General features: G+C 43.7%; 19 protein-coding genes, 2 pseudogenes and 1 riboswitch. Of the genes and pseudogenes, 8 read left to right on the forward strand and 13 right to left on the reverse strand.

Features of this window, described 5'->3' with window-relative positions; genetic code table 11:
- Positions 1 to 19 precede the first annotated feature (19 nt).
- The 3 genes from LC048_RS21865 to LC048_RS21875 form a co-directional block, all read right to left on the reverse strand.
- Entirely contained in the window at positions 20 to 1,102 is a 1,083-nt protein-coding gene (locus tag LC048_RS21865) for a D-alanine--D-alanine ligase (RefSeq protein WP_226607139.1), read from the reverse strand.
- A gap of 520 nt (positions 1,103 to 1,622) precedes the next feature.
- Positions 1,623 to 2,042 carry a universal stress protein gene (locus LC048_RS21870; RefSeq protein ID WP_226607142.1) on the reverse strand — a complete coding sequence of 140 codons (420 nt, stop codon included), beginning with the start codon at positions 2,040 to 2,042 and terminating at the stop codon, positions 1,623 to 1,625.
- 89 nt (positions 2,043 to 2,131) lie between these two features.
- Complete coding sequence (locus LC048_RS21875) at positions 2,132 to 3,604, reverse strand: SulP family inorganic anion transporter (RefSeq protein WP_306048793.1); 1,473 nt, start codon at positions 3,602 to 3,604, stop codon at positions 2,132 to 2,134.
- 268 nt (positions 3,605 to 3,872) lie between these two features.
- On the opposite strand from LC048_RS21875, the gene LC048_RS21880 reads away from it, so the two are divergent.
- Entirely contained in the window at positions 3,873 to 5,147 is a 1,275-nt protein-coding gene (locus LC048_RS21880; RefSeq protein ID WP_306048794.1) for an MFS transporter, read from the forward strand.
- A 1,135-nt stretch (positions 5,148 to 6,282) separates the two neighbouring features.
- On the opposite strand, the gene LC048_RS21885 is transcribed toward LC048_RS21880, so the two are convergent.
- The 5 genes and pseudogenes from LC048_RS21885 to LC048_RS21905 form a co-directional block, all read right to left on the reverse strand.
- A complete protein-coding gene (locus LC048_RS21885; protein WP_226607148.1) occupies positions 6,283 to 6,666 on the reverse strand; it encodes a VOC family protein in 384 nt (127 codons plus the stop codon).
- Positions 6,667 to 6,714: 48 nt separating this feature from the next.
- The gene (locus LC048_RS21890) at positions 6,715 to 8,076 is read right to left on the reverse strand and encodes an adenosylcobinamide amidohydrolase (RefSeq protein ID WP_371931948.1); all 1,362 of its coding nucleotides are present in this window, start codon (positions 8,074 to 8,076) and stop codon (positions 6,715 to 6,717) included.
- A gap of 81 nt (positions 8,077 to 8,157) precedes the next feature.
- Positions 8,158 to 9,220: pseudogene (locus LC048_RS21895) on the reverse strand (FecCD family ABC transporter permease).
- Entirely contained in the window at positions 9,186 to 10,139 is a 954-nt protein-coding gene (locus LC048_RS21900; protein WP_226607154.1) for an ABC transporter substrate-binding protein, read from the reverse strand. Before LC048_RS21900 ends, LC048_RS21895 begins: the two are co-directional and overlap by 35 nt.
- Positions 10,140 to 10,327: 188 nt before the next feature.
- A riboswitch (cobalamin riboswitch) is annotated at positions 10,328 to 10,509 on the reverse strand.
- Positions 10,510 to 10,576: 67 nt separating this feature from the next.
- Positions 10,577 to 11,353: a hypothetical protein gene (locus tag LC048_RS21905; RefSeq protein WP_306048796.1), complete on the reverse strand. Its 777-nt coding sequence runs from the start codon at positions 11,351 to 11,353 to the stop codon at positions 10,577 to 10,579.
- Between the two features lie 297 nt (positions 11,354 to 11,650).
- Here LC048_RS21905 and LC048_RS21910 point away from each other — a divergent pair, with 297 nt between their 5' ends.
- Together LC048_RS21910 and LC048_RS21915 are read left to right on the forward strand one after the other, a co-directional pair.
- Positions 11,651 to 12,838 (forward strand): FtsW/RodA/SpoVE family cell cycle protein, encoded by a 1,188-nt coding sequence (locus tag LC048_RS21910; protein ID WP_226607157.1) that lies wholly within the window; start codon positions 11,651 to 11,653, stop codon positions 12,836 to 12,838.
- Positions 12,835 to 13,692 (forward strand): GNAT family N-acetyltransferase, encoded by an 858-nt coding sequence (locus LC048_RS21915; protein ID WP_226607159.1) that lies wholly within the window; start codon positions 12,835 to 12,837, stop codon positions 13,690 to 13,692. The genes LC048_RS21910 and LC048_RS21915 overlap by 4 nt, the downstream gene beginning before the upstream one ends.
- Positions 13,693 to 13,838: 146 nt before the next feature.
- On the opposite strand, the gene LC048_RS21920 is transcribed toward LC048_RS21915, so the two are convergent.
- Positions 13,839 to 14,693, reverse strand: coding sequence for a sulfite exporter TauE/SafE family protein (locus LC048_RS21920; RefSeq protein WP_226607161.1), 855 nt, complete (start codon positions 14,691 to 14,693; stop codon positions 13,839 to 13,841).
- A gap of 210 nt (positions 14,694 to 14,903) precedes the next feature.
- Between LC048_RS21920 and LC048_RS21925 the strand changes: the two genes are divergently transcribed.
- Together LC048_RS21925 and LC048_RS21930 are read left to right on the forward strand one after the other, a co-directional pair.
- On the forward strand, positions 14,904 to 15,482 hold the full coding sequence (locus LC048_RS21925; protein WP_226607162.1) for a YqaA family protein: 579 nt from the start codon (positions 14,904 to 14,906) through the stop codon (positions 15,480 to 15,482).
- A gap of 367 nt (positions 15,483 to 15,849) precedes the next feature.
- Positions 15,850 to 17,345, forward strand: a pseudogene (locus LC048_RS21930) (mechanosensitive ion channel); the annotation flags it as partial.
- A gap of 649 nt (positions 17,346 to 17,994) precedes the next feature.
- Here LC048_RS21930 and LC048_RS21935 read toward each other — a convergent pair.
- The 4 genes from LC048_RS21935 to LC048_RS21950 all read right to left on the reverse strand — a co-directional run bounded on the left by LC048_RS21935 (position 17,995) and on the right by LC048_RS21950 (position 22,046).
- Positions 17,995 to 18,636, reverse strand: coding sequence for an L-fuculose-phosphate aldolase (locus LC048_RS21935; RefSeq protein ID WP_226607167.1), 642 nt, complete (start codon positions 18,634 to 18,636; stop codon positions 17,995 to 17,997).
- Between the two features lie 44 nt (positions 18,637 to 18,680).
- Complete coding sequence (gene mtnK / locus LC048_RS21940; protein WP_226607170.1) at positions 18,681 to 19,901, reverse strand: S-methyl-5-thioribose kinase; 1,221 nt, start codon at positions 19,899 to 19,901, stop codon at positions 18,681 to 18,683.
- A 314-nt stretch (positions 19,902 to 20,215) separates the two neighbouring features.
- On the reverse strand, positions 20,216 to 21,283 hold the full coding sequence (locus LC048_RS21945) for an ATP-binding protein (protein ID WP_306048799.1): 1,068 nt from the start codon (positions 21,281 to 21,283) through the stop codon (positions 20,216 to 20,218).
- A gap of 562 nt (positions 21,284 to 21,845) precedes the next feature.
- Complete coding sequence (locus LC048_RS21950) at positions 21,846 to 22,046, reverse strand: cold-shock protein (RefSeq protein ID WP_023626356.1); 201 nt, start codon at positions 22,044 to 22,046, stop codon at positions 21,846 to 21,848.
- Between the two features lie 272 nt (positions 22,047 to 22,318).
- Here LC048_RS21950 and LC048_RS21955 point away from each other — a divergent pair, with 272 nt between their 5' ends.
- From LC048_RS21955 to LC048_RS21965, 3 genes are all read left to right on the forward strand, one after another.
- Positions 22,319 to 22,492, forward strand: coding sequence for a hypothetical protein (locus LC048_RS21955; RefSeq protein WP_226607175.1), 174 nt, complete (start codon positions 22,319 to 22,321; stop codon positions 22,490 to 22,492).
- Between the two features lie 395 nt (positions 22,493 to 22,887).
- Positions 22,888 to 23,952: a M14 family zinc carboxypeptidase gene (locus tag LC048_RS21960; protein WP_226607178.1), complete on the forward strand. Its 1,065-nt coding sequence runs from the start codon at positions 22,888 to 22,890 to the stop codon at positions 23,950 to 23,952.
- A 127-nt stretch (positions 23,953 to 24,079) separates the two neighbouring features.
- Complete coding sequence (locus tag LC048_RS21965; RefSeq protein WP_226607188.1) at positions 24,080 to 24,385, forward strand: hypothetical protein; 306 nt, start codon at positions 24,080 to 24,082, stop codon at positions 24,383 to 24,385.
- The last annotated feature ends 566 nt before the right edge of the window (positions 24,386 to 24,951 follow it).

Below are 24,951 nucleotides of genomic sequence, written 5' to 3' on the forward strand. Positions count from 1 at the left end.
TCCCTGGTTGATTTATAGGTTAAAAAGTATATTTAATCTTCTGCTTTTCAGCGTGGCGCTCTATTCCTAGGTTCACCAGCTTTTCAATTAACTGCGGATATTCAACGCCGGTATGCTTCCACAATAGCGGGAACATGCTGAATGGCGTGAAACCTGGCATTGTGTTGACTTCATTGATCAAAAGCTGGCCATCCTTCGTGAGGAAAAAGTCGGCGCGAACAAGGCCTGAGCAATCCAGCGCCTTGAAAGCAGTGATTGCCATTTCTTTTAAATCAGCATATTGCTGATCAGTGATTTCAGCAGGAATGATCATCGCTGTATCGCCATCTTCATACTTCGCTTTGTAATCATAAAAATCCTTCTTAGGGACAATTTCCCCAACTACGGAGCATTCAGGTTCATCGTTACCCAGTACGCCGATTTCGATTTCACGGGCGATGACACCCTGTTCGATGATAATTTTCCGGTCGAACTGGAAGGCCTCTTGGAACGCTTCTTCAAGCTCCTTCTTGTTGGAAGCCTTGCTGATCCCTACGCTGGATCCAAGGTTTGCAGGCTTTACGAAGCATGGATAGCCCAATCTTTCTTCAACTTGACCGTATACTTTTTCACTGCCCTTTTCCCATTCGCTTCTTAAAGCGGACACATAGTCCACTTGAGGCAGTCCCGCCTGTGCAAAAACATTTTTCATGACGATCTTATCCATGCCTGCAGCTGAAGCAAGGACACCATTGCCAACGTAAGGAAGGTTCAATAATTCAAGCAAGCCTTGTACCGTTCCATCCTCACCGTTCGGTCCGTGAAGTAATGGGAAGATGACATCAAGAGTCTGGCTGGATTCTGCACCGCCCGCCTGGAATAATGCCGGTGTAAATGAAGGAGTCGGCAGGTTCGAATGATTGGAGAACTCAAGCGCCTTAACATTCTCTGCAGGTGCATCCAATTGAGGACCCTTGACCCACTCTCCTTCCTCCGTTATGTATATAGGATAAATCTCGAATTTTTCAAAATCCAATGCTTTTGTCACAGCTAATGCTGTCTGCATCGATACTTTATGTTCAGCCGATTTGCCGCCGTACAGCAGCCCGATTCTTGTCTTCATAAAAATAGACCTCCAATAAAATTCAATCCGTTTATTATTTTACCACTTTATTTTTTAATTAAGGAATTGTTATCAATATTTAATATTTGCTCTCCAGCTATACTATTTCCTGTTTCACCAGCATGAAACCTATACAGCAGTTAAAAGATGAGGTAGATGTATGTTTCCAGAGACCATAATCGGGTAAAAACCCAATTTTACCGCCTAAATTACCATATGAGTTGATTGATCATTCTGTGAATGGCCAGGGTGACCTAAAGATGGAAACCGGGATTTGCTGATTTTCAATTGGAAAAAATCTTTTTTTCCATTTCGCTATAAAACTCTCGTTTTCGCTATAATAATTAGATTTTCGCTATAAAATCGATTTTTTCGCTATTAAAATGTATTTTTCGCTATTAAAATGTATTTTTCGCTATAAAACCATAATTCGGCAGTCATGACTAGACGTTTGGCATCCAGTTGCGGAGAAAAAAACTTTGCAAAATAAGAAAAACGCTCAGGATTCCCTGAGCGCAGCTTATTTAACGATTAAAACCGGTACTTTTACCCGTTTTGCCACTTTGTGACTGACGCTGCCAAGTACCATTTCCTGGAGGCCGTTCAAACCCCGGCTTCCAACGATGACGACATCAAATTGATTTTTGTTGGCATAGTCGACAATTGCCGGTCCTGGTTCACCTAATAATTTTTCAAACCTGAAGTTCAAGTTCTCTTCTTCAAGCATGTTTGTTACCGGCTGGAGCCTGATTTTTCTTTTTTCCTCGACTACTGTCCGGTCTGCATTGTGAAGGACATCTTCCTTGGAAGTTTGACCATCGACAACATAAACAACTGTTATTTCACTATCACTGCTGAGCTTTGCCAATTCTACCGCTTTTTTCGCCGCGCGCACTGAATGGTCTGAACCATCAGAGGCTAACAAGATACTTTTAAACATGCCATTCCTCCCGAATTTATTTCATTATCTTATATATAAAGAAAGCACGCTGATTCGTCAACGTGCTTTCCAAGGATATATTTTACGTTTTAATGTCCGGACAGCTTGGCACCTTCCTGTTTGTGAACGGCTAGCTTGTCAATTAAGTGGGAGCTTGGTTCATTTAGACCGTGCAAGCGGACCAATGTTCCATTCTCTCTTAATTTAATGACGATTTTATCGATTGCAGCAACGGCTGAGTCATCCCAAACATGGGCATGTGTCAGGTCAATCACGACTTCTTTGGCCGATTCTTTCAAGTCGAAGGATTCAACCAAGTCCGTTACTGAAGCGAAGAATACTTGTCCAGTAACGAAATACGTACGGCGACTCATTGCTACATCCAATGTTGATGTGACTTTCACCTTTGAGATTTTCGCTACGAAGAATATCGCGCTCAAGATGATTCCGGCAAATACACCTTTTGATAGGTCATGTGTGAAAACTGTTGTTACCGTTGTGACAACCATGACAATTGAATCTGTAAGAGGAGCCTTTGCCATGCCTTTGATTGATGACCAATCAAATGTTCCAATCGATACCATGATCATGACACCTACCAGGGCAGCCATTGGTATTTGGACAACAATATTACCTAATACAATAATCAGGAACATCAAGAAAGTACCTGCGACAAGAGCAGACAATCTGCCTCGGCCGCCAGATTTAACGTTAATGACGGACTGGCCAATCATTGCACAGCCTGCCATACCGCCAAATAATCCTGCAACGATATTCGCAATTCCCTGACCGCGGCTTTCTCTATTTTTATCACTAGAAGTATCTGTCATATCATCGACGATAGAAGCGGTCAGCAATGATTCAAGCAAGCCGACAATCGCCAAAGCCAATGAGTAAGGGAAAATAATTTTTAGCGTTTCAAGGGTAAAAGGTACATTAGGAATCAAGAATGTCGGCAATGCTGAAGTCAGATTCCCCATATCGCCAACTGTTCTTACATCACTCTTTGTCATAAGAGCTAACACCGTAATGACGATAATCGCCACAAGCGGGGACGGAACAGCCTTAGTAATACGCGGGAAGAGATAAATGATCGCAAGAGCACCTGCTACCATTGCATACATCACCCATGTTGCGTCTACAAACTGCTCTAGCTGCGCCATGAAAATCAAAATTGCAAGTGCGTTAACGAAGCCAATCATAACGGAACGCGGAATGAACTTCATGAACCTCGCTAATTTAAACACACCAAACAGAATCTGCAGGAGACCTGTCAAAATCGTAGCTGCCATTAAATATTGCAAACCATGGTCAGCAACAAGCGTCACCATCAACAGCGCCATCGCACCGGTCGCTGCTGAAATCATGCCAGGACGGCTGCCGACAATCGCGATTGTCACAGCAATAGCGAATGAGGCGTAAAGTCCTACCATCGGGTCAACGCCAGCAATAATCGAAAAGGCGATCGCTTCAGGAATCAAAGCAAGCGCTACGACGATTCCAGCAAGGATATCTCCTTTAACGTTGCCAAACCATTGTTCTTTAATTGTAGTAGTATTCAAGTAAACACCCCTTAATAGTTTTTGTGGCTTCCTACTCTCAAGCAAGCCGGGTCCGATAAAAACAGGATTTATCATAACATATTTATAAAAACTAGCAACCATTATTGTAAGCGCTATATTTTACGATTTTCTTTAAATATCGACTTATATCTCCATTTTTCGTATGTGTACAATAAAAACCTTTAAATGTAAAATCTCCATGCTGACTCTGCTTCTTGCAAGCTATAGAAAGGACAATTTTGTTATGATGGTTTGGGGGGGTTTTGACATGAAGACATCAGGTTCATCCGCACCATTCAAGACAAATTATTATTACGGCTGGGTCATCGTTTTCATCGCTGGCCTGGGAGTGTTCTTTTCAGGTCCAGGACAAACATACTCGGTGTCGGTATTTATCGATTCTTACATAAAAGATTTCGGCTGGAGCCGCTCGCATGTATCCGCCGTTTATTCACTTGCGACCCTTGCCGCTGCGGTTTGCATGTTCTTTGTCGGCCGCTTCGTAGATAAGTGGGGACAAAGAAAAATGTCTGTTATCGTTGGAATCGGGCTGGCACTAGCAAGCTTCTGGAACAGTATGGTCGTTAATACCGCGATGCTGTTCATCGGCTTTTTCCTGATCAGGGTACTCGGTCAGGGTTCGATGAGCCTGATTCCAAACACATTAGTTCCACAGTGGTTCATAATGAAGCGCGGAAAGGCAATGAGCCTGATGGCCATTGGAGGATTTGCCAGCTCAGCGGCACTGCCGCCTTTGAATGCATGGTTAGTCGCTACCTGGGGCTGGAGTTTTTCTTGGAAGGTTTGGGGAGTTCTGCTTCTCGTCATTTATGTTCCGCTGGTCTATTTTTTAATTAGGAACAAACCCGAGGATATCGGCGAATATCCAGATGGCGTTAAGCCTGATTGGACAAACGATCCCGCTGACCCAAACAGACCCCTCCAACCTTTTGAAGAGGTGAACTGGACGGTCCAGGAAGCAGTCAAAACACGTGCATACTGGCTTTTGCTGTTTTGTGTGGGAATTCCTTCCCTCGTCAACACGGGGTTGACTTTCCACTTAATCTCTATTTTTAAAACAAATGGGATTTCTCCTGCAATTGCCGCACTTGTGTTAAGTTTGATGGCTTTAATCGGTTTTCCGGTCACTCTGATTGCTGGACCATTACTTGATCGTGTAAAAGTGCAATACGTGCTCGCAGGAATTTTTGCAGGTGAGATCATTTTCATACTCGTGCTGCTGGCAGCTGATCAAACATCAATCGCGATTGCCTTCGGCGTATTATGGGGAATTAGCGGAGGATTTGAAAGGATTACCTTGAACTACGTCTGGCCGAGCTTTTTCGGACGAAAATCGCTTGGAAGCATCAAAGGATCCGCAATGACCGTCACCGTTCTTGGATCCGCATTGGGGCCATTGCCATTCGGGCTTGCCTACGATTATTTCGGCGGGTATGAGGAAATTCTGTTGATGTCCATTGCGCTGCCGCTTTTGGGAATGACTGCTGCACTCCTTGCCAAGAAACCAGTGAAGGAGTTTTAGTGATACCAATAAATTGGTTGATGCGTTTCGCAGTTAATTGCAACGGATATAAACGCAGGTTCTAGCTTCTTACTAAAATCACGGAACTCTCGGTTCAGGAGCACATGTTAGCCTCACTTGTTACCGAAATTACCGCTCCTTCCCTTTTTCGGGCACATGGAGGCCTCTCTTGTTACCGAAATCACTGCTCCTTCCCTTTTTCGGGCACATGGCGGCCTCTCTTGTTACCGAAATTACTGCTCCTTCCCTTTTTCGGGCACATGGCGGCCTTACTTGTTACCGAAATTACCGCTCCTTCCCTTTTTCGGGCACATGTTAGCCTCACTTGTTACCGAAATTACTGCTCCTTCCCTTTTTCGGGCACATGTTAGCCTCACTTGTTACCGAAATCACTGCTCCTTCCCTTTTTCGGGCACATGGCGGCCTCACTTGTTACCGAATTTACCGTTCCTTCCGGTTTTCGAGCACATGGCGGCCTCACTTGTTACCGAAATTACCGCTCCTTCCCTTTTTCGGGCACATGTTAGCCTCACTTGTTACCGAAATTACCGCTCCTTCCCTTTTTCGGGCACATGGCGGCCTCACTTGTTACCGAAATTACCGCTCCTTACGGTTTTCGGGCACATGGCGGCCTCACTTGTTACCGAAATCACTGCTCCTTACCTTTTTCGGGCACATGTCGGCCTCACTTGTTACCGAAATTACCGCTCCTTACGGTTTTCGGGCACATGGCGGCCTCACTTGTTACCGAAATCACTGCTCCTTCCCTTTTTCGGGCACATGGCGGCCTCACTTGTTACCGAAATTACCGTTCCTTACGGTTTTCGGGCACATGGCGGCCTCACTTGTTACCGAAATTACCGTTCCTTACGGTTTTCGGGCACATGGCGGCCTCACTTGTTACCGAAATCACTGCTCCTTCCCTTTTTCGGGCACATGGCGGCCTCACTTGTTACCGAAATCACTGCTCCTTCCCTTTTTCGGGCACATGGCGGCCTCACTTGTTACCGAAATTACCGTTCCTTCCGGTTTTCGGGCACATATTAGCCTTAATCGCCATTGTACTTCCAACTTCCCCTTATATACTTATCCAAATAAAAGGTCCTGCAGCTCAGTGAACTGCAGGACCTTTTTTTCACCCAATCGGCGTACAGATTTCTATGTAGTGTCCATCCGGGTCGGCTGCATAGGCGACAACCTGACCCCATGGTTTTTCGTTTGGCTCGAGCAGGATTGGGATTCCAGCGGCTCGCAGTGTTTCAACTGCGCCCGGGACATCCTCTGTTACAAACCCGAGCTCGAAGGTTTGTTCATTCCTTAGGCCATCCGGGATTGGGAGTGTCGTAATTTCACGGCCGCTTTCTCTTGTGTTCATCGACAGAACGGTATTGCCTGTTTCGTATTCGATGTAGGTTCCAAACTCATTACGAAGTTTCAGACCAAGCAGCTCTCCGTAAAAATGCTTTGTTTTTTCCAGGTCGGATACATATAGAATGACATAGCCCATTTTCATTTCCATTCTCATCACCTCTTATGAATACATTCGAGATGAAGTGGATTGTTTCCTTCATAGATGCTTAAATGTGCTTTTGCTTGTTCTATAGTTCAGAATTGCTTGCTTCGTGCAGGTGGAAATCCCCTCGCTGATCAGCTTTCCGAGTGGTGTTGCGGTGCCTGCATACGAAGTTGTTCGGCCCTGCTGGGTTGCGGCGATGCAAATGCTGTCCGTAGATATGCCAGTTGACTGGCCAGCACTACCAGATCCACTCCCCTCCAGCTCATGCAAGACGCTTATTTTCGCCTCTGCCGCGGTCAGTGCGCTCTGGATAAAAGCCTCCTCGGAAATCCTGCCATTAATGAACAGCCATGTATTGATATTCCTCGGTCTGTCACGTTGAGTATTCCCGGCCGAGACAATGATGAAAATGGAAAGGCCGTCACCTTCAAACAGTTGGTATGATGCGGTCTCTGCCGGAACAGCTGTCATCATCCCCACTGTCTCGCTTGGCAGGAAGCCGTTATCCTCCAGATATTCTGCCATTTCCGCCTTATGGTCGCTGCAGTCATATTCCATTGGTACAACTCGGTGTACGAACGAACTGTGCCAGCCAATCCCGGCACCAGTGATTCCCGAAGACATCGTCCTCAATGTCACTGGAGACTGGAGGACGATCCGGTCTCGCCCTACATCCAGAAGCCTGCTGTCTATTGTAAGATTGGCTTCATGTACCCCGTCATCTTCTGGCAACAACAGCAATTGCGGCCTGGCAATTTCCGGATGCGGATGGTTTTTAATCTGGGTTTTATAGACTCTTTTAATCCTTTCTTCTTTTAAAACCTCTACAGGAGAGTCAACTATCAAGACTTCACCATTTTCCATTAACATTAGCCTGTCACAATATAAAGAAGCCAGATTCAAGTCATGAAAAATCGAGACGACCGTCAACTCCTCTTCCACCGCCCACTTTTTCAGCAAATCGAGCAGTTCCTTTTGAAAGCTGAGATCAAGATGGTTCGTCGGCTCATCGAGCAGGAGGATTCTGGGCTGTTGAGCCAATGCTTGCGCGAGAAATACCCGCTGCTTTTCACCGCCGGACAATTCTACGATCGATTTATCCTGAAAGTGAGTTATCCCTGTCTGTTCCATCACCTTCTCGACAACCTGTTCATCCTCGGCTCGCCAGCTATTGAACCAGCCTTTCTGGTGTGCATAGCGCCCAAGTGATACAGTTTCTTTTACCGAATAAGGAAAGGCCTGTTCACCGTGCTGAGGCAGGACCGCCATCATCCTTGCAAGCTGCTTTGGTGAGTATTGTGTCAACGGACGTCCATCCACATCGATTGAACCTTCTCTGAAATCCAGAGCTCGGCTGATCATTTTTAAAAGGGTTGTTTTGCCGCTGCCATTGGGCCCAAGAATTCCAAACAACTCCCCCCTTGCAGACCTCGAAGGAAATTCCCTTTAACACCTCTCCGCCTGCATATCCGCCTGTCAAACTCTTCACTGTAATCATCGGCCAGCACTTCTTTCCTTACGACTTCTCATTAAAATCAATGCAAAAACCGGAGCACCGATCAAGGCTGTGATCACGCCAATCGGTAATTCTGATGGCGCGATGATTGTCCTCGATACAAGATCGGCAAGAATCAGAAAGCCGGCGCCGATCAGCACAGATAACGGCAGCAAATGACGATGGTCCGGTCCCCAGACTGTCCTTGTCAGATGCGGGATGACGAGACCGACAAAGCCTATTGTCCCAGAGACCGCAACCGCTGAGCCTGTTAAAAGAGAACCAGACAATAAGATCAGCAGCTTGCGGCGCTCGACATTGACACCCATGTGCTGCGCCCGTTCCTCACCGAAGGACATTGCATTTAACTCCCTGGTATTTGCAAGCAAAATCAGCAATCCAATAATAAAAAAAGGGAAAATAATATTGATGTATTCCCAGCCTCTCATCGACACGCTGCCAAGCAGCCAGCCTATGATTTGCCGCAGCTCCTCTCCAGATAAGGCAATCATCAATGAAATGAATGACCCAAGAAATGAACTTAGAATGATTCCAGTCAGAATAATCGTCTCAACCCTGAGCAGTCTGTCGACTCTCCGGGCAAAAAATAGCACAAACAACACGGTTGCGAATGCGAACAAAATGCTCAGCACCGGCAACGTGAATGCCCCAACCAGCGGCATTGAGATCCCAAAAAACAGCGTGATGACCGCACCGATGGAGGCCCCTGATGAAATCCCCAGGGTATATGGATCTGCCAACGGGTTACGGAGCAGTCCCTGGAATGCCGCACCGGCAATGGCAAGGGACGCACCGACTAGCCCTGCCAGCAAAACACGCGGCAGCCTGATATCCATGACAATACTAGCATGCATCGGATCGATTCCCTGTCCCTGGTAGCGGAAAATCTCAGCACCAATGATTTTAATAATAGCGGGGTACAGGGATGGAAACCGTTCCGATTGATATGCCTAGCAGCATGGAAATGATTAAAAACGTTGCCGTGATCAGATAGGCTATTGCTTTACTATTTAAAAATGTCTGGATAAATGGCTTTTGCAAGCTCCTCTGCTCCTTCAGCGAGCCTTGGGCCAGAACGGGTTACGAGGTCAGAGTGGACATCGAATACCTGCTGGTCCTTGACTGCTTTTACATTATTCCAGCCTGGTCTCGCGAGAACCTGTTCGATTGGCTTGTCTGTATAATATCCATAGGTTGTCACAATCACATCGGGATTACGCTCGACGATTGCTTCAGGGTCAACTTTCGGCCAGCCATCCAGATCTCCGGCAGCGTTCTTCGCACCAATCAACTCAAGCATTTCATTGATAAAAGTGTTTTTGCCGGCAGTGTAGATTTCCGGCGCAGGCGAGACTTCTACAAAGACCGTTTTTTGCTCTTCCGGCTTGATTGCTTCAGCTTTCTTTTTCAATTCTGCAAAACTGTTATTCATCTTTTCTACAAGCTGATCGGCTTTTTCTGTCTCGCCAATGGCCTTGCCAATCATCTCGATCGATACAAATACTTCTTCAAATGACTGTGCGTCATTCACAACGACAACAGCAATTCCCGCATCCTTTAGCTGCTGAAGACCTTCTTTTACAGTGTCCGCAGTTGAACCAGGAGCAAGGACAAGGTCTGGCTTCAGAGAAATCATTTTTTCAATATTGAATTCCATGCCGCCGATTTTTTCCTTTGACATTGCATCCTCAGGATAATTATCGAAATCAGTGACGCCTACAATCGCCTCTCCGCTCTCAAGTGCGTATACAATTTCCGTATTGCTCGGAATCAGGGAAATGATTCTTTCAGGCTTTTCTTCTATGACCACTTCTTCATCAAGCGCATCTTTTACCGTGACAGGGAATCCTGTTTTCTGCTCCTGCGCGGTTTTTTCGTTTTCCTTCTTTTCAGGCTGTGCTTCTGTACCGCAGCCAGCCAAGATCATGGCTGTCATCAACAATAATAATAATTTTTTCATTTGCTTCTCCTCCAATTTTTCGGTTAGCTTCGTCTAATCAGGCTGTTAAATACCAGCATTTCGACTTCAACAAAGCTATAAATACTAAAAAAACATCTCCACCTGAAGGGGAGATGTCCGAGTAAGCAAATGTTTTTATCCTCATAAAAGACATAGAGCCTGTCGGCACCTCCCTATCCTCGTAGGTTTGCTGGTGCAATGGACAGGCAGGTCTCCTGGCTCATGGTCAATGCTCGCTGCGCCTTCCCATACGTTTGTACAGTGGCATAATGCAGCTTGCTCCCATTTACAGTGGCGGGACCGCGTTGGATTTTCACCAACTTCCCTATTAAGTCTTGTTTAAAAAGACACCTGTTCATTTCGATATGTAATTTTCCGCTAAACCCCATTATACACGATTTGCCAGAAATTGCTCCAAAAATTTTGCTTTTCCGACTTTATTGGGCAAGCAGACTCCACTCTTTTACTTTTTTATCAAAAACTAGCCTGCCGTCAGGATTACTGCGGCTTGCTTCTTTATATTCATCATGCATGTCATCCATATTGGCAAAATCTCCGATGATCCAAATCGGTATTTCAATTCTGCTGCGGTTTTGCTGGATGTTTTTGAGCGAAAAAACCGCCCCTTCCTTCATCGCAGGCGTCAATGATTTCAGGATTTCCTTGCTGATAGCTGGGTAGGACTTCTTTTTCCTGATTCCCAGCAATGTTTTTTCTGGTTTCATTTCACCTAGCTTTCCGGACAGGACCGTACCGAGCATCCGGAAAAAATCATTAAAGTTGCGGTAGTATATTTTGTTGAACCAGCCATCCTCATGGGAAAGAAAAACAAAGCGATTATTGAGCTGGTTATAAAATGGCTGCTTCAAATGGTGCTTGATATGGCCTAGATAAAGAAGCTCGGCAATCTCCTGGACCGTCAGCACATTCAGCGCTTCCACTTCCTCAAAATCGATCCAGCAAAAATCACCGTATGCATGGACATTTGCGGCGACCAACTTTTCAACGCTGTCTTCAGGTACAAATTCAAATAAGGTATGTCTATTGAACTCACCATCCTCATAACGATGCTTCAGCAGCAGCAGATGGTTAAGCGAATCAGACAGTGACCTTGCAAATTCATGAAATTCCATACCATGCGAGAGCACGTACTGGTCCCGCTCGTTCAAATGGACATATAGTATATCCCTGCTATAAGGATGGTTCTTTTTCAAAAAGCACGACCTCCCGAAAATTCTCAGCTGCATGATGGCCAGCGACACTCTGACTCCGTACAAATATCACTTCTTCCATTCTAACAAAAACCCATGAAAATATCTTATTCTGACTCTTCAAAAACATAAATATTATCGTACGAACACGTTTAAGAATCCCTATTACAAAAGAAACTATTCTCCCATTTCATTCGTCTATTACTTGAGTAGGAATATGTTACCTGATAAGGGATTGTAAGGATAATTCAACTCTGCTAGCATAATATTGTAAAAACGGATGGAGACAGGGTGTAGCAAATGGAAAAGCCTATTAAAAAAATCGATCGATTTGATTGGACGTTGACGCTCCTTTTATTGTTGTTCTTTTTGACTAGCTGCTTCGCGATTTACAGCGCACAGAGAACAGGGCAATATTTTGGACAGAACTTTTTATATAAACAAATCTTTTGGTACGTAGTTGGGTCAGGGATCATTGCGGTTGTAATGATGTTCGACAGTGAACAATACCGGAAGCTCAGCTGGTATTTGTATGGCTTCGGAGTCTTCCTGCTCGTCTTCCTTTTTTTCGCTCCTGCAAGCATAGCCGAAGAAAGGAATGGCGCAAAAAGCTGGTTTTTCATCGAGCCCTTCGGTTCCATCCAACCTTCAGAATTCATGAAAGTCTTTCTGATTCTTGCGCTTAGCAGCACGATCTATACTCACCATAAAAAGCATACAAGAAAGACACTCCAGACTGACTTCCTGCTTTTCATCAAGCTTGGTTTCATAACCGGTTTGCCACTCGGAATGATCATGCTGCAGCCTGACCTGGGAACCTCTCTCGTCGTCCTTGCGATTTTCACCGGTATCATCCTTGTATCAGGTATCACGTGGAAGATCATCCTGCCTCTTTATGGCGGAGGTGCGGCATTAGGAGCAGGCATATTGTATCTCGTGATTTGGAAGCCGGAGATCCTGAAAGAATACCTGGGTGTAAAAACGTATCAGTTTGGGCGCATTTATGCGTGGCTTGACCCTGAGAGCTATCCTGAATATGGCTACCATCTGCAGAAATCCCTCAGTGCCATTGGTTCTGGTATGCTGACCGGGAAAGGCCTGAATGGCAGTGAAGTCTATATTCCTGAAAGCCATACGGACTTCATCTTCAGTGTGATCGGCGAGGAATTCGGCTTTGCGGGCGGCAGCTTTGTCATCAGCCTGTATTTCCTGTTAATCTATCATTTGACAAAAACCGCACTGGATACGAATGATCCATTCAATACCTATATTAGTGCGGGTGTCATCAGCATGATCACCTTCCACGTTTTTCAGAATATCGGGATGACGATCCAGCTGCTTCCGATTACCGGTATCCCGCTCCCATTCATCAGTTATGGAGGCAGTTCGCTTATGGGCAATATGCTCGCAATTGGATTGATTTACGGGATCCGGTTCCATCATAAAACGTATATGTTCGCCTCCAAAGACAGGAGTTTTGATATATGAAGCTAGTAAGCCATTACCGCGAGAATGAGGTATTGAGGGATAGCTTTTTCCAGCTTGCCACTGATATTTTCGGGCTTGATTTTAAAAGCTGGAACGAACACGGATATTGGGGCAAGGAATACATCCCGTTCTCCTTTGCAGACGGCGACAAGATTATTGCCAATGTATCGGTCAACGAGCTCGATTTTATTATCGATGAAAAAAACTATAAAGCTCTTCAGATCGGCACCGTCATGACCCATCCGGATTATCGGAGCAGGGGGCTGTCAGCAAGTCTGATGAACCATGTTTTGGAAGTGTATCAGGGAAAGTATGATTTTATGTACCTGTTCGCAAATGATAGTGTGCTCGACTTTTATCCTAAGTTCGGTTTTATAGAAGTTGAAGAATATCAGTTTACAGCCAAGGGATTTCCCGCCCCGGAAGGATCTGAATACAGGAAACTTGAGCTGGCAGATGATCTGGACCTCATTGAAAAAATCGTGAATGGCAGAGTGCCGGTTTCAAAGACCTTTTCGACTGCGAATTCGTCCGGGATTACGATGTACCACATCCTGAATGTTTTTCCTGAACATCTCTACTATCATATAGAAAAAGGCGCTATTGTTATTTTCACCAGGGAAAATAACATGATTCAACTATATGATGTTATCAGCTCTTCTCCAATTAGAATAAATGATTTAATCACCTGCTTCGGGTCCCTTGTTGAAATTCAATTTCACTTCACACCTGATGATCATGACCACCAATATCAACGAGCACCTTTCAAAAGAGAAGGAGCATTATTCGTGAAAAAGAGACCTGGGATGGAGCTTCCTAAGTTCTTTAAGCATCCAATTACCTCTGAGGCATAAACATAAGAAAAGCACAAGCGCCTTGGTCAGCCCCGACAAGCGCTGGAGGGCCGATCAGTGAAGTCGCTCTTTGACTTCACCTGAGCGGATCGAAGCGACTCGAGGTGCTAGGCGCTGGAGCTAGATACTAATCTAAGTGAAAAAATTTATACTTTTTTCATTACCCTGGTTTTAAGTGTTGATTTTACAAAAAAATACACGATGAAAATACCCATGATCCAAAGGCCCATTTTATTCAAGTCAAACAGCTTTAGAACTGCTCCTGCGAGCGTGACAAGATATAGAATACCTAGCATTTGGTTCATTTCCCTGTTTTCAAAATATCCAGTCATTCTTGCGCCGAAATGGGAGCCAAACAGCGTACCGGCAACCAGCATCAGGCCTATGAAATAATCGATATCCGTGTTGATCGCATAGGAGATAAACCCTACTGAGACGATCAACAATACAGCAAAAAGACTCGTTCCGACAGCCTTTTTCGGATTGAAGCCCAGCGATGTAATGATAAGCGGAACGATGATGAACCCCCCGCCAACTCCAAGTGTTGCCGAAACAAAACCGCCGACAAAGCCAACAGCCAATAGCTTTGGCATCGAAAAAGAAGTTAGGGCAGTGTTCCCATCGTCTGTCTTCTTGCCCTGACGAATCATTTTTATCGCAAAAAATAACAGCAGTATGATATAGAGGAACGGAATGACGACGTCGTCCCACCCTCGTGCCTCAAGACTATATACAAGCGGCCTTGCCAGCTGTGTCGCGACAATACCACTTGCTCCCATGATCAGGCCCTCTTTCCAGAGGATATTCTTCAGACGGATATGAGCTGTAATTCCCGAAATGGATGTACCCACTGTGAAAAACAAGCTTGTCGTGATTGCCTCAAGCGGCGAAAAGCCGATCAACAGTAAAATGGGCGTCAGGATAAAGCCCCCGCCCACACCGAAAAATCCAGAGAGGACGCTGATCAAGCCGCCCAGCAGCAAATAGATTATATATTCCATAGGCAACTCCCTCTTTTTATTGAGTTCCATTATACATTACCACTTTTATCCTTTAAATAAATCAACGCAGTCTCTTTATTAATCTCCGGCCAGTGAAATGGGATCTTCTCATTGCTGAAATAGTTGGCTCTAGCAGAATTAAACATGGTATACTTTTTATTAGGCTCTTTTTGCGGCCTTCCTATAACAACTTAAAGGAGATACTGTTTCATGTCTGAATGGATACATGCGTTTGAAGAATGGCTGCTTGAATTTGGTTCGTGGGGACTATTCTTCGTGTCTTTCCTGGAATCTTCCTTTTTCCCGATTCCGCCTGATGTCTTGATGATACCAATGGGAATCGCGAACCCTGACCGGGCATTGTGGTACGCATTCATCACAACAGCCGGATCTGTACTTGGAGCATTGCTGGGCTGGTACATCGGTAAAAAAGTTGGCCGTCCAATTCTGCGTTATTTTATAAAAGAAGAAAAAATTGCCCTAGTTGAAGGTTACTTTGAAAAGTACGGAGCGATGGCGATTTTAATAGCTGGATTCACTCCAATTCCATACAAAGTGTTCACGATTTTTTCCGGAATCTCCAATGTGAAGATTCCAACACTAATCATCTGGTCCATCATTGGACGAGGCCTGCGCTTCTTCCTGGAAGCAGCGATCATCGTTGCTCTTGGTGACAAAGCAATGCCATTCATCGAAGAAAACTTCGCGATGCTCACGATTATTTTAGGTGTCGTCGTGATTGTCGGATACCTGATTTACGCATATTTAAAAAGATCAAAGAAAGCATAACCGGGCGATTGCCCGGTTTTTTATTGTTTAACGACCCTCCTAATCATTCCATATACATCCCATTAAAGACATCATAAAGTCCCAAGCAATAATCCCTCTGCTCTCTCTTTATATCGATCAATTAAAAACACATTAACCTCTGAAAGCAATGTTGCCTGCATTGTTTACATAGACAACAATTGGGTAGATTAAAGTATGCTTGCTAGCTAGCTAAGGACTTTTTTCACAGGTATAAGCTTTGCTAGTTCTTGTTCTTATCTATACGCATCCAGAGCTCGCTTTGAAAGTCCAATTAAAATAAGGAGTGAGAAGTTTGAACAATTATTTTTATAATGGCTGGGACAGCATTCTTGGCAAGCTGCCAAATATGCTGATCGCGCTCGCAGTCCTTCTTGTCGGGTGGCTTGTCGCAAAATTAATCGAAAAAGCAGTTTATAAGGGGCTGCAGAAAACGAGCCTTGATAACAAGCTTTTTTCAAACGTAAATAATAAAAAGTACTCAGCGGAAAAGATCATCAGCAAGATTGTCTATATTTTAATTCTAGTATTTGTCTTCATCATGTTCCTGAATATCTTAGATTTATATGTTTTGACGGAGCCGCTCGTCGGAATGTTCTCAACGATTGCCGCAGCGATCCCGAACATACTGAAAGCAGGTTTGATTCTGTTATTTGCCTGGTTGATTGCATCAGGGCTGAAGTTCCTGATCCAAAAAGGCGGCAAGACGCTCGGTGTCCATGAAAAACTGAGCAAGTACAAGCTAACGGACGATAACCAGCAGACTACAAACGCAGTTGACACGGTTGCAAACATCGTCTTCTATCTTGTGTTGCTAATGGCGTTGCCGGCCGTATTATCCGCACTGAACCTGCATGGCGTTTCACAGCCTTTCGAAAACATGATCGAGGGAATCCTTTCTTTCATTCCTAAATTATTTGCAGCAGCGCTGATTCTTTTAGTCGGTTATTTTGTTGCTAAAATCGTCCGTGATATCCTGACGAACTTTTTACAAAGCATTGGCACTGAAAAATTAGTTCAGCGATTTGGGATTTCCCGGTTATTTGAAGGCACTAGCCTTTCACGAGTGATCGGCACAATTGCTTTCGTATTGATTTTGATTCCGACGGTCATCGCTGCTCTTGAGCGCCTTGATGTCGAAGGAATATCTGAACCAGCCATCGCGATGCTGAACGATATCCTGACGATGATTCCAAATATCGTTGTGGTACCATCATCCTTGTCATGATTGGCTTATGGCTTGGAAAGTGGCTGAAGAAATTCACAACCGATTTATTAAGAAGAATTGGCTTTGACTCTTATTTTAAAGGAGTAATGGTAGGCGGGGCAGCAAAGCGTCCTAACTCATTAAGCTTGTCAGAAGTTGTCGGCTATATCGTCCAGGTCATTGTTGTCCTGCTATTTGTAGCTGAAGCATTGAATGTAGTGAATCTTGATTTCTTCGTCGACCTGGCACGAGGCGTAATTGCTTATTTGCCTAATGTGATTGCGGCAATTGTTATCCTTGGTGGCCTGTGGCTCGCCGGCCTTGCAAAGAAAGTTCTCAGCAGTATCCTGCAAGGAGACTCTTCCAATGTGCTCGCAACTGTCGCAAAATATGCGATTATCACAATTGCTGTCTTCATGGCCCTAGACCAGCTTGGAGTAGCACCAGCAATCGTGAACGCAGCAGCATTCATCCTGACACTTGGCGGACTGGCGCTTGCGTTCGGACTGGCATTTGGTCTTGGCGGCAAGAACTTCGCGTCGAAATACCTGGCTAAGTTCGATGATAAAATCGAAAAAACCAGCATTGACCATGAAGCAGTCCAGCAGCAGAAAATGAAAAAGAACAACCCAGTCAACCCGAACCATGCAACACAACCAAACCTGAACAATCTGAACCAGAATCCAAACCCTGGTACTGGACCAGATGTAAACAATAAGTACGAGAATCCTGGTACTGGACCAGACTTAAACAATAAGTACCAGAATCCTGGTACTGGACCAGACTTAAACAATAAGTATCAGAATCCTGGTACTGGACCCAAATTGAACAACCGGAACCAGAATGGTAACAATAACCCTATGGATCCTCATAATGATAACAACCCTATGAATCCTTAGAAAACAAAACACAGCTGCCAATTAAATCACGGCAGCTGTGTTTTTATGTATTCAACTAAAATTATCAATGAAAAAAATGACGAGAAACACGATGAAGGCATAAAAACTAAGATGCAGAATCACAGTAGTGAAAAAATCCTTCAATCTATCAAATGAAAAAGGTTCACTCTTCCTTGTCCTCGCTCTCATAGCCAGCCTGTCCCCCTCTAGTAAAACTATCCAATCAGTCCATTTTTTTCTTTTAATAATCATAGCATAATCTAGTGACTTTGTGATTCACTTTTATGAAATATAGCTGAAAGGTTGAATTGGCAGAGGTATTACTATTATGTATCATACTTCTACTGTATAAGGCTATCCAAAAGAAAAAACCCTCTAATAAAGGGGGTCATCTCTGACCATAACTTTCAAATTCTTTGGACAGGCGTGCCATTTCTTCTTCGCTAAGCTCTGTTGGCTCACCAATCGCTTTCGCCTGATAATAAATCTGAGCACTGAATTCAATTTCCTCAGCGACCGTAAATGCTGTTTCGATGTTATGGGCGCCGGCAATCATACCGTGGTTCGCCAACAGCACGGCTCTTCTATCCACCATTCCTTCAAAAGCTTTTTCCGCCAGCTCCTTCGTTCCAAATGTTGCATAGGGAGCGCATCTGACATTCGGACCTGCAAACGCCACTAAATAGGTGATCGGCGGAATATCCCAACCCAGTGTCGCTATCGTTTTTGCATATGGCGAATGGGTATGGACCAGTGCGTTTAAATCCTCGCGACGCTGGTAAAAAATCAAATGCATATCAAGCTCACTCGACGGCTTCCTCGTGCCATTGACAATTTCGCCATTCAAATTTATGATGACCACATCATCAGGCTTCGTTTCGTAATAGTCAATCCCGCTTGGACTGATGGCAACCAGCTGCTGATCTCGATTGTAAATGCTGATATTTCCACCCGTCCCTTTCGTCAGGCCGTTTGTCATGATTTTCTTTCCGTATTCTACGACTTTCATCCGTTCTTCCAGAAGCAACATATGATGCGCCTCTCTTTCTCAAAAATCTCGATGGGAACGTCCTATTATCGCATATTATGTATTGAAGCTGAATCCTTTAATACTTTTAGAAATTGATCGCCCGTTTTACAGCTGCCTGATTCCAAGATGAACTGCTTCGCTGCAGACAGACAAATCCGCTCTGCCGCCACTCGTTGCTCGTCCTCTGCAATTGTCGTCAGATCCTTAACCTTCGCCAACCCGGCAATACGACGAATCATCTCCATGCCAGTGACCGATGCCGTATCCTGAAGAACAGTATCAAGATACCAGCGGTCGAAGCCATGCTCCTTCGCCATGATATCAGTGACATTTTCCTTCCAGCTTGCCAGGAATTTTTCGACAAAGAGATCAACCATATCACTAATCGTTTCCTCAAGCCAGGAAACAAATTTCTCATCAACATTTGTTACATATGCACGTGACCACGCGAACATCAGGTTCGCAACCACATTGCCAACGTCATAGCCCATCGGTCCGTAAAACGCGAATTCAGGATCGATCACTTTTGTAGAATCTTCTTTTACAAAAACTGAACCCGAATGCAAATCACCATGCACAAGGGCCTGAGCATTTGTCATGAAAGCAAACTTCAGTTTCGCTGCTTCAAAGCGCAATTTTTCATCACGATATATATTCTTTTCTATCCATTCTTTGTTAGCCCGAAACAGCTCATTTCGATTGTTATGATCAGTGAAAGGTTCAGAGTATACTAGGTCCTCAGAAATTTCGCATAATTCAGGGTTGATATAATCCTGGACAAGTGCCTTCTTCGCTTTATGCTCCATGACCACATCAGAAGTGAGCAGCAGCGTATTGACCATGAAAGTTGTCAGGTCATCCGCAAGCTTCGGAAAAATACGTCCTTCATTAAGCGCAGTACGCAGAATCGTGTGATCAGACAGATCCTCCATCACACAGCAGTTCATGACTTTATCAAACAGGTACACATCCGGTACCAATCCTGGCGCCAGCTCACCCTCAAGCTTAAGAACATTAGATTCAATCCGGATCCGATTGGTAGAAAGCTTGAACTCATCGGAAATTCTCGCAGTATCACCTGCCTGTTTAACAATCACTGACTTTCCTGATTGCTCATCAATCACCCGGAAAACATAATTCAAATTGCCATCCCCAATTTCTGTACAACTCAATTCAACATCTTTATCAAAGAAATCGGTCTTTTCTTTCACATACGAACCGACCTCATCAACATTCATCAAAAAATAAGTATTAAAATCCGCCATGGAGCACTTCCCCTTCCTGTCAAAATAATTATAAAAATCTTTTAAAAATTATTATAACTTAAGATTGTATTTCGACGCACTAAAAATTACATCCAAACTCGAAAAGCGGAGGAGACGGCGGAACCCCCGAAGTTAATTAATGAGTCCTTCATCTTTCAATCAATAAAAAAAGAAGACTGCTATCAGTCTCCTCTGTTATTTAAGATTCCGTTTTCTGGCTTCCGTGTGTCCGATAGCCCCCTCCTATTGGACACTTTTTCCCGCTTCCGCCTTCCGTTTGTCCCATACAGATCTTCTACAAGGTCTGTATTCTATCACTCACAGGGAAGGAGAATCGTAAATGTCGTTCCTTTTCCTTCTACACTGTCGACATTGATTCGGCCTCTCATTCTTTGGATAATATCAAAGGAGATCATCATCCCGAGACCTGTTCCTTTTTCCTTAGTAGAGTAATAAGGATGACCAAGTCTCCCGAGCTGCTCTTTATTCATGCCGACGCCTTCATCCCGGAACTGGATTCTCACATTATTTTTGTCGACCTTGGCGATGATGTAGATGCTTCCTCCAGAAGGCATAGCTTCTATTCCATTTTTTAAAATATTGATGAAAACTTGTCTGATTTCATGAGCATCACCTTTGATGCATAGGTTCTTATCGATGGCCCCCACTAATTCTGTACTAGCGAGATGCGAGTATGATCTCATGAAGTCAATCGTTTCTTTTAAAAGTTCGCTCAGGTCAATTTTCGCCATGCTTCCTGTATTTGGTTTTGCCAGCGAAAGGAAATTATCAATGATTGTCTGGGTACGATCAAGCTCTTGGAGGGATATCGTGATGAAGAGGTTTTGGTTATCATTTAAATTTCTTTCTCCCTGAAGAACCTGCATGAAGCCTCTGATTGTTGTCATTGGATTTCGGATTTCATGGGCTACCGAAGCTGCGAGCTGGCTGATTGCTGAAAACTTCTCAGCCTTGTGAAGCTCATGCATCAATTTAAGCTGCAAGTTGGTCATCTCAATGATGTATATGGTGACCGAAAGCGCAACGAAGGAGACGATTGAAAAGACCAGCAAATACAGATATTCCTCAGCTTTGCCAGCGTTGACCATCGCTGCAAGCCTTGTCGTCGTAATCAGGCCGTACACCAATAGCCCGAGCGCTATTTTTTTGTTAACAGTTGTTTTCATATATAATTTTTCAATCGAAAAAAATAAAATCAATATGACAAGATAATTGACGGCCGTGACGGGGAGTTTATCTATCTCAACGAAGCCTTGCAATAATAACAGGACAGCCACTAGTAAAAAGCTATCAGTCCTGCTTAGATAGAAAAAGGCAACGAAGACTGGAATCAGCTTTAAGTCGAATTCCCAGGCCACCATGAAATCGTACTGGTAAAGCCATCGTCATCAATAGCGCTGCTAAAATTGCCACTTTAAAGACTTGTTTTTTATATACCGAACGCTTCTGCATCCATAGAAAGTTATACATGAAGCCCAGCGATAATATAATTGAAAAATGCAGGATCAAATCTTTTATAAACTCTATCATTGTATCCCCCAGGGTTCTTCAAAATATGAATTTACACCTACACAATTATTATCTACTCTCCATACAGATACTTCAATGAAAAATTCTGATATTTTAATAAAATCTCATAAATTTGACTATTTAAAGACTTTACAACGAAGTTTTGAAATGTAACACCCTGAACTCAGGTTTTTGGGAGGGAATGAAAGAGGAGGGGCGCAAATAACCAATAAAGTTTATAATCCGAAAAACTTTTTTTACAGTGTCTGTCAAACTTATGCTATAATAAGAACAACCATTGCTTTACCGCATTAAACCCCACTCAACCGGAGTGGGGTTTTTTTATGTTTTTACTTCAAAATAAAAAAACAAGCCCTGATTACTCAGAGCTTGTTTGTATGGGCTAATCCGTTATTATAGTTTTGTAACGTTAGCTGCTTGTGGTCCACGAGCGCCTTGCTCAACGTCGAAAGAAACTTCTTGGCCTTCTTCAAGAGTCTTGAAGCCTTCGCCTTGGATAGCTGAGAAGTGTACGAATACGTCTTCTCCACCTTCACGTTCGATGAATCCGAAACCTTTTTCTGCGTTAAACCATTTTACTTTACCGTTTTCCATTTTTGTTGCCTCCCTAGTGTGATATCCACACAATTTGTTACTATTCTTGTCTCAGTGATATCCAGGCGAATCAAGCAGTGCATGTTCTTTCCTTGCATACCGAACAAAAATAATTCTTCCTAAGAATAACAGAATTGATAGGATAGTGCAAGCATTTAGGAATTTTCCAAAAACAGGATTTTATAAATAATCATGCAAAAGCCCATAATGGATTAATAAAAGTGAATCAAAAAATGTGGTATAATTAAGAGAACATGAAAGGGCGTGGCTAATTGAAAAGCGCAAGCAACCTTTATAAAACAGGTCAATCGGTCAATATCAAAGAAACCGGCGAAACAGTGACAATCATGAAATCCCAATACGTGAAAAACATGAAAAGATATTCATACACTGTTAAAGAATACCCAAGCACATTTTACTTTGAGGAAGAACTAGAAAGAAATTAATGCATCACGAACAAAAAGCGTGCCACAGCTGAGCACGTTTTTTGTTTTTATTTTACCTTTTGCGGCCTAAAGCTATTAATTTACCTCTTGCGGCCCTATTATTTTCCTAACTGACCATAATCTCTGAACGTTCCCATCGAAAAGTTAAGATCCCTGCTATCACTGTGTCTCCTTACCCAGTCCACGTTAGTCTAATATCAGCGAATTCTCCAAACCCATCCTATCTGACTACTTTTTACCTATCAAACCCCGTTTTCACACTTTTAAACTCAATCATTTTTACTTATTTCGATGCTCGAAATTTGTCTGAAAAATAGGCATCATACTCTATTAATTATTTTTTAAAGATTCAGTAATATTTATAGTGAATCTAGTTTTATAGGAGGAATGACGATATGACATTGAAAAAGAAGGTTCTTTCCGTTTCTTTATCAAGCATGATGGCACTTGGAGCCGTAACTGCGGTGGCATTGCCGGCAGGCGCTGTTGGAAATGGGCCGAGTACCGGTCATGGATCCATCCAAACATCGATTTTGCATACATATGAAAGTTTAGTAGATTACCTTAAGACGCAAGATGCCAAGCAGGAGGCAATGGAGCTAGAAGTGATTGGCCAGACTGTCAAAGGCCGTGATATTCACATGGCGAAGTATATTTCCAACCCGGATAATCCAACCATCCTGTTTCTAACTCAGCAGCACGGGAACGAACAGCTGACAACAGAGGGTGCACTTGATTTCATCAAACACTTAGGCACAGGTAAAACAAGTGGTGTTCTTAAAAATGTTAACATTCTTGTAATTCCAATGCTGAATGCGGACGGGGCGATGGGTGATGTCGACTTCTCGCTTGATGACTATTTAGCAGATGGCGATCGCCACCTGACTCGTTACAATGCGAACGAGGTTGACCTTAACCGTGAGCATGACAAAGATACTAGCGAGATGGAACCAGAGGCACGTGCGCTTCATGAGAATGTTTTTGCTAAATATGATATTGATTACATGATTGACCTTCATCATCAGGGCACGCTCAGTGAAACAGAGGGTGAACTCGTTTCGGGCTCGATTCTTTATCCTACGAATGAAAATGTGAAACCTGATGTGCTTGAAGGCTCCAAGAAGCTTGGGGCAGTTGTTTATAATGCCCTCGAGGATACTGGCTGGGGTCATATCGGCAAATACCGCGGCGGTACCGGTGAAAACATTGGCCGCAACGGAGCTGCCGTCCGCTATGACATCTCGACTCTGTTATTTGAAATGCGAGGCATGTCCGATCATTATATCGAATCTTACGCTTTGGGACAAAAAAGCAATGGCTATCTGATCAAACAGACTATAACCACATTGGATGCGACCGTCAGAGCGATTGCTGATGACTCGATCGAAACAATGGATACTAGCTTTTGGGATACGCTGCCTTATCAGACAAACAGGCAGAGCGAAGAAGCAGACGAATAATCTTTTTACAGTGTGATCCTCTTGAGGGATCACACTGTTTTATTTTTCATTGTAAATTTCGCCATAGAATGTCTACTGGATTTCGGACCTTTTTTACATAAGAATATAAATTGAAAAGATGTGGATTATGATTCTAAAACACCGCACAGAGTCAGATGAATTGAAAATCACGAATTTCCTGGAACCACGAATGAACTTCTCTGAAAAAGAAAAACAAAGACATTATAGCCTGAGGAAAGGCTACGAAGGCGAGGTCCGATATGATGCCTGGATGACGGGGCTCGAAATTGAAAATCTAACTTTAAATGATTTACTTTTCGAGATGGGCGGTCCCTTTACCAAATTGATTCTACTGTCATCATGCAGGATTCCATTTATTTCAAATGTAAAGCATTACGAAGGTGACTACTATTACGAAGTGCGAGCATCTTAAAAGAGTCAACGGAAACGAAGTCAAGGATCCTCTGATACAGCTAAAACGAGGTAGTTCCCTGCTTCGGCAACTACTCAGCAGCCTCGGCTTTACACTACCAATCAAAGCACTCCTTATTTTTACAAACCTTGAATTCGCCTTATTTCAGGCACCCAGGGATGCACCCATCATTCTCCCCACCCAGTTAAACCGTTTCCTAAAAAACTTGAACAACAAGCAATCCAAATTGACCAACCTGCATTATAAAATAACGGAAAAACTACTATCTCTCCATATAACTAAATCCCCTTATCAGCGAATGCCATCCTATGCGTATGAACAACTACAGAAAGGGATCATCTGTCCCACTTGCCATAGTTTTATCGACGCCGGCAACGTCTCAAAAAATATATATAAATTGCGCATGCGGTTCACATGAAGAAATTGAAACAGCACTCATGAGGAGTATCAGCGAAATAAAACTATTATTTCCTGATAGGAGGATTACTACTAACCTCATTTATGAGTGGAGTAATGAGCATATACCTAAACGGACAATTAGGAGGGTACTGAATAAAAACCTCGAG

The organism is Mesobacillus subterraneus (genome assembly GCF_020524355.2).
Lineage (GTDB): Bacteria > Bacillota > Bacilli > Bacillales > Cytobacillaceae > Mesobacillus > Mesobacillus subterraneus_C.

Coding starts and splice junctions, on each gene's coding strand:
- LC048_RS21920 (WP_226607161.1), bottom strand. CDS start 14,693: ATGGAATATATAATCTATTTGCTGCTGGGCGGCTTGATCAGCGTCCTC.
- LC048_RS21870 (WP_226607142.1), bottom strand. CDS start 2,042: ATGTTTAAAAGTATCTTGTTAGCCTCTGATGGTTCAGACCATTCAGTG.
- LC048_RS21960 (WP_226607178.1), top strand. CDS start 22,888: ATGACATTGAAAAAGAAGGTTCTTTCCGTTTCTTTATCAAGCATGATG.
- mtnK (WP_226607170.1), bottom strand. CDS start 19,901: ATGGCGGATTTTAATACTTATTTTTTGATGAATGTTGATGAGGTCGGT.
- LC048_RS21965 (WP_226607188.1), top strand. CDS start 24,080: ATGATTCTAAAACACCGCACAGAGTCAGATGAATTGAAAATCACGAAT.
- LC048_RS21950 (WP_023626356.1), bottom strand. CDS start 22,046: ATGGAAAACGGTAAAGTAAAATGGTTTAACGCAGAAAAAGGTTTCGGA.
- LC048_RS21925 (WP_226607162.1), top strand. CDS start 14,904: ATGTCTGAATGGATACATGCGTTTGAAGAATGGCTGCTTGAATTTGGT.
- LC048_RS21885 (WP_226607148.1), bottom strand. CDS start 6,666: ATGGAAATGAAAATGGGCTATGTCATTCTATATGTATCCGACCTGGAA.
- LC048_RS21915 (WP_226607159.1), top strand. CDS start 12,835: ATGAAGCTAGTAAGCCATTACCGCGAGAATGAGGTATTGAGGGATAGC.
- LC048_RS21945 (WP_306048799.1), bottom strand. CDS start 21,283: ATGGTGGCCTGGGAATTCGACTTAAAGCTGATTCCAGTCTTCGTTGCC.
- LC048_RS21935 (WP_226607167.1), bottom strand. CDS start 18,636: ATGTTGCTTCTGGAAGAACGGATGAAAGTCGTAGAATACGGAAAGAAA.
- LC048_RS21910 (WP_226607157.1), top strand. CDS start 11,651: ATGGAAAAGCCTATTAAAAAAATCGATCGATTTGATTGGACGTTGACG.
- LC048_RS21900 (WP_226607154.1), bottom strand. CDS start 10,139: ATGAAAAAATTATTATTATTGTTGATGACAGCCATGATCTTGGCTGGC.
- LC048_RS21880 (WP_306048794.1), top strand. CDS start 3,873: ATGAAGACATCAGGTTCATCCGCACCATTCAAGACAAATTATTATTAC.
- LC048_RS21865 (WP_226607139.1), bottom strand. CDS start 1,102: ATGAAGACAAGAATCGGGCTGCTGTACGGCGGCAAATCGGCTGAACAT.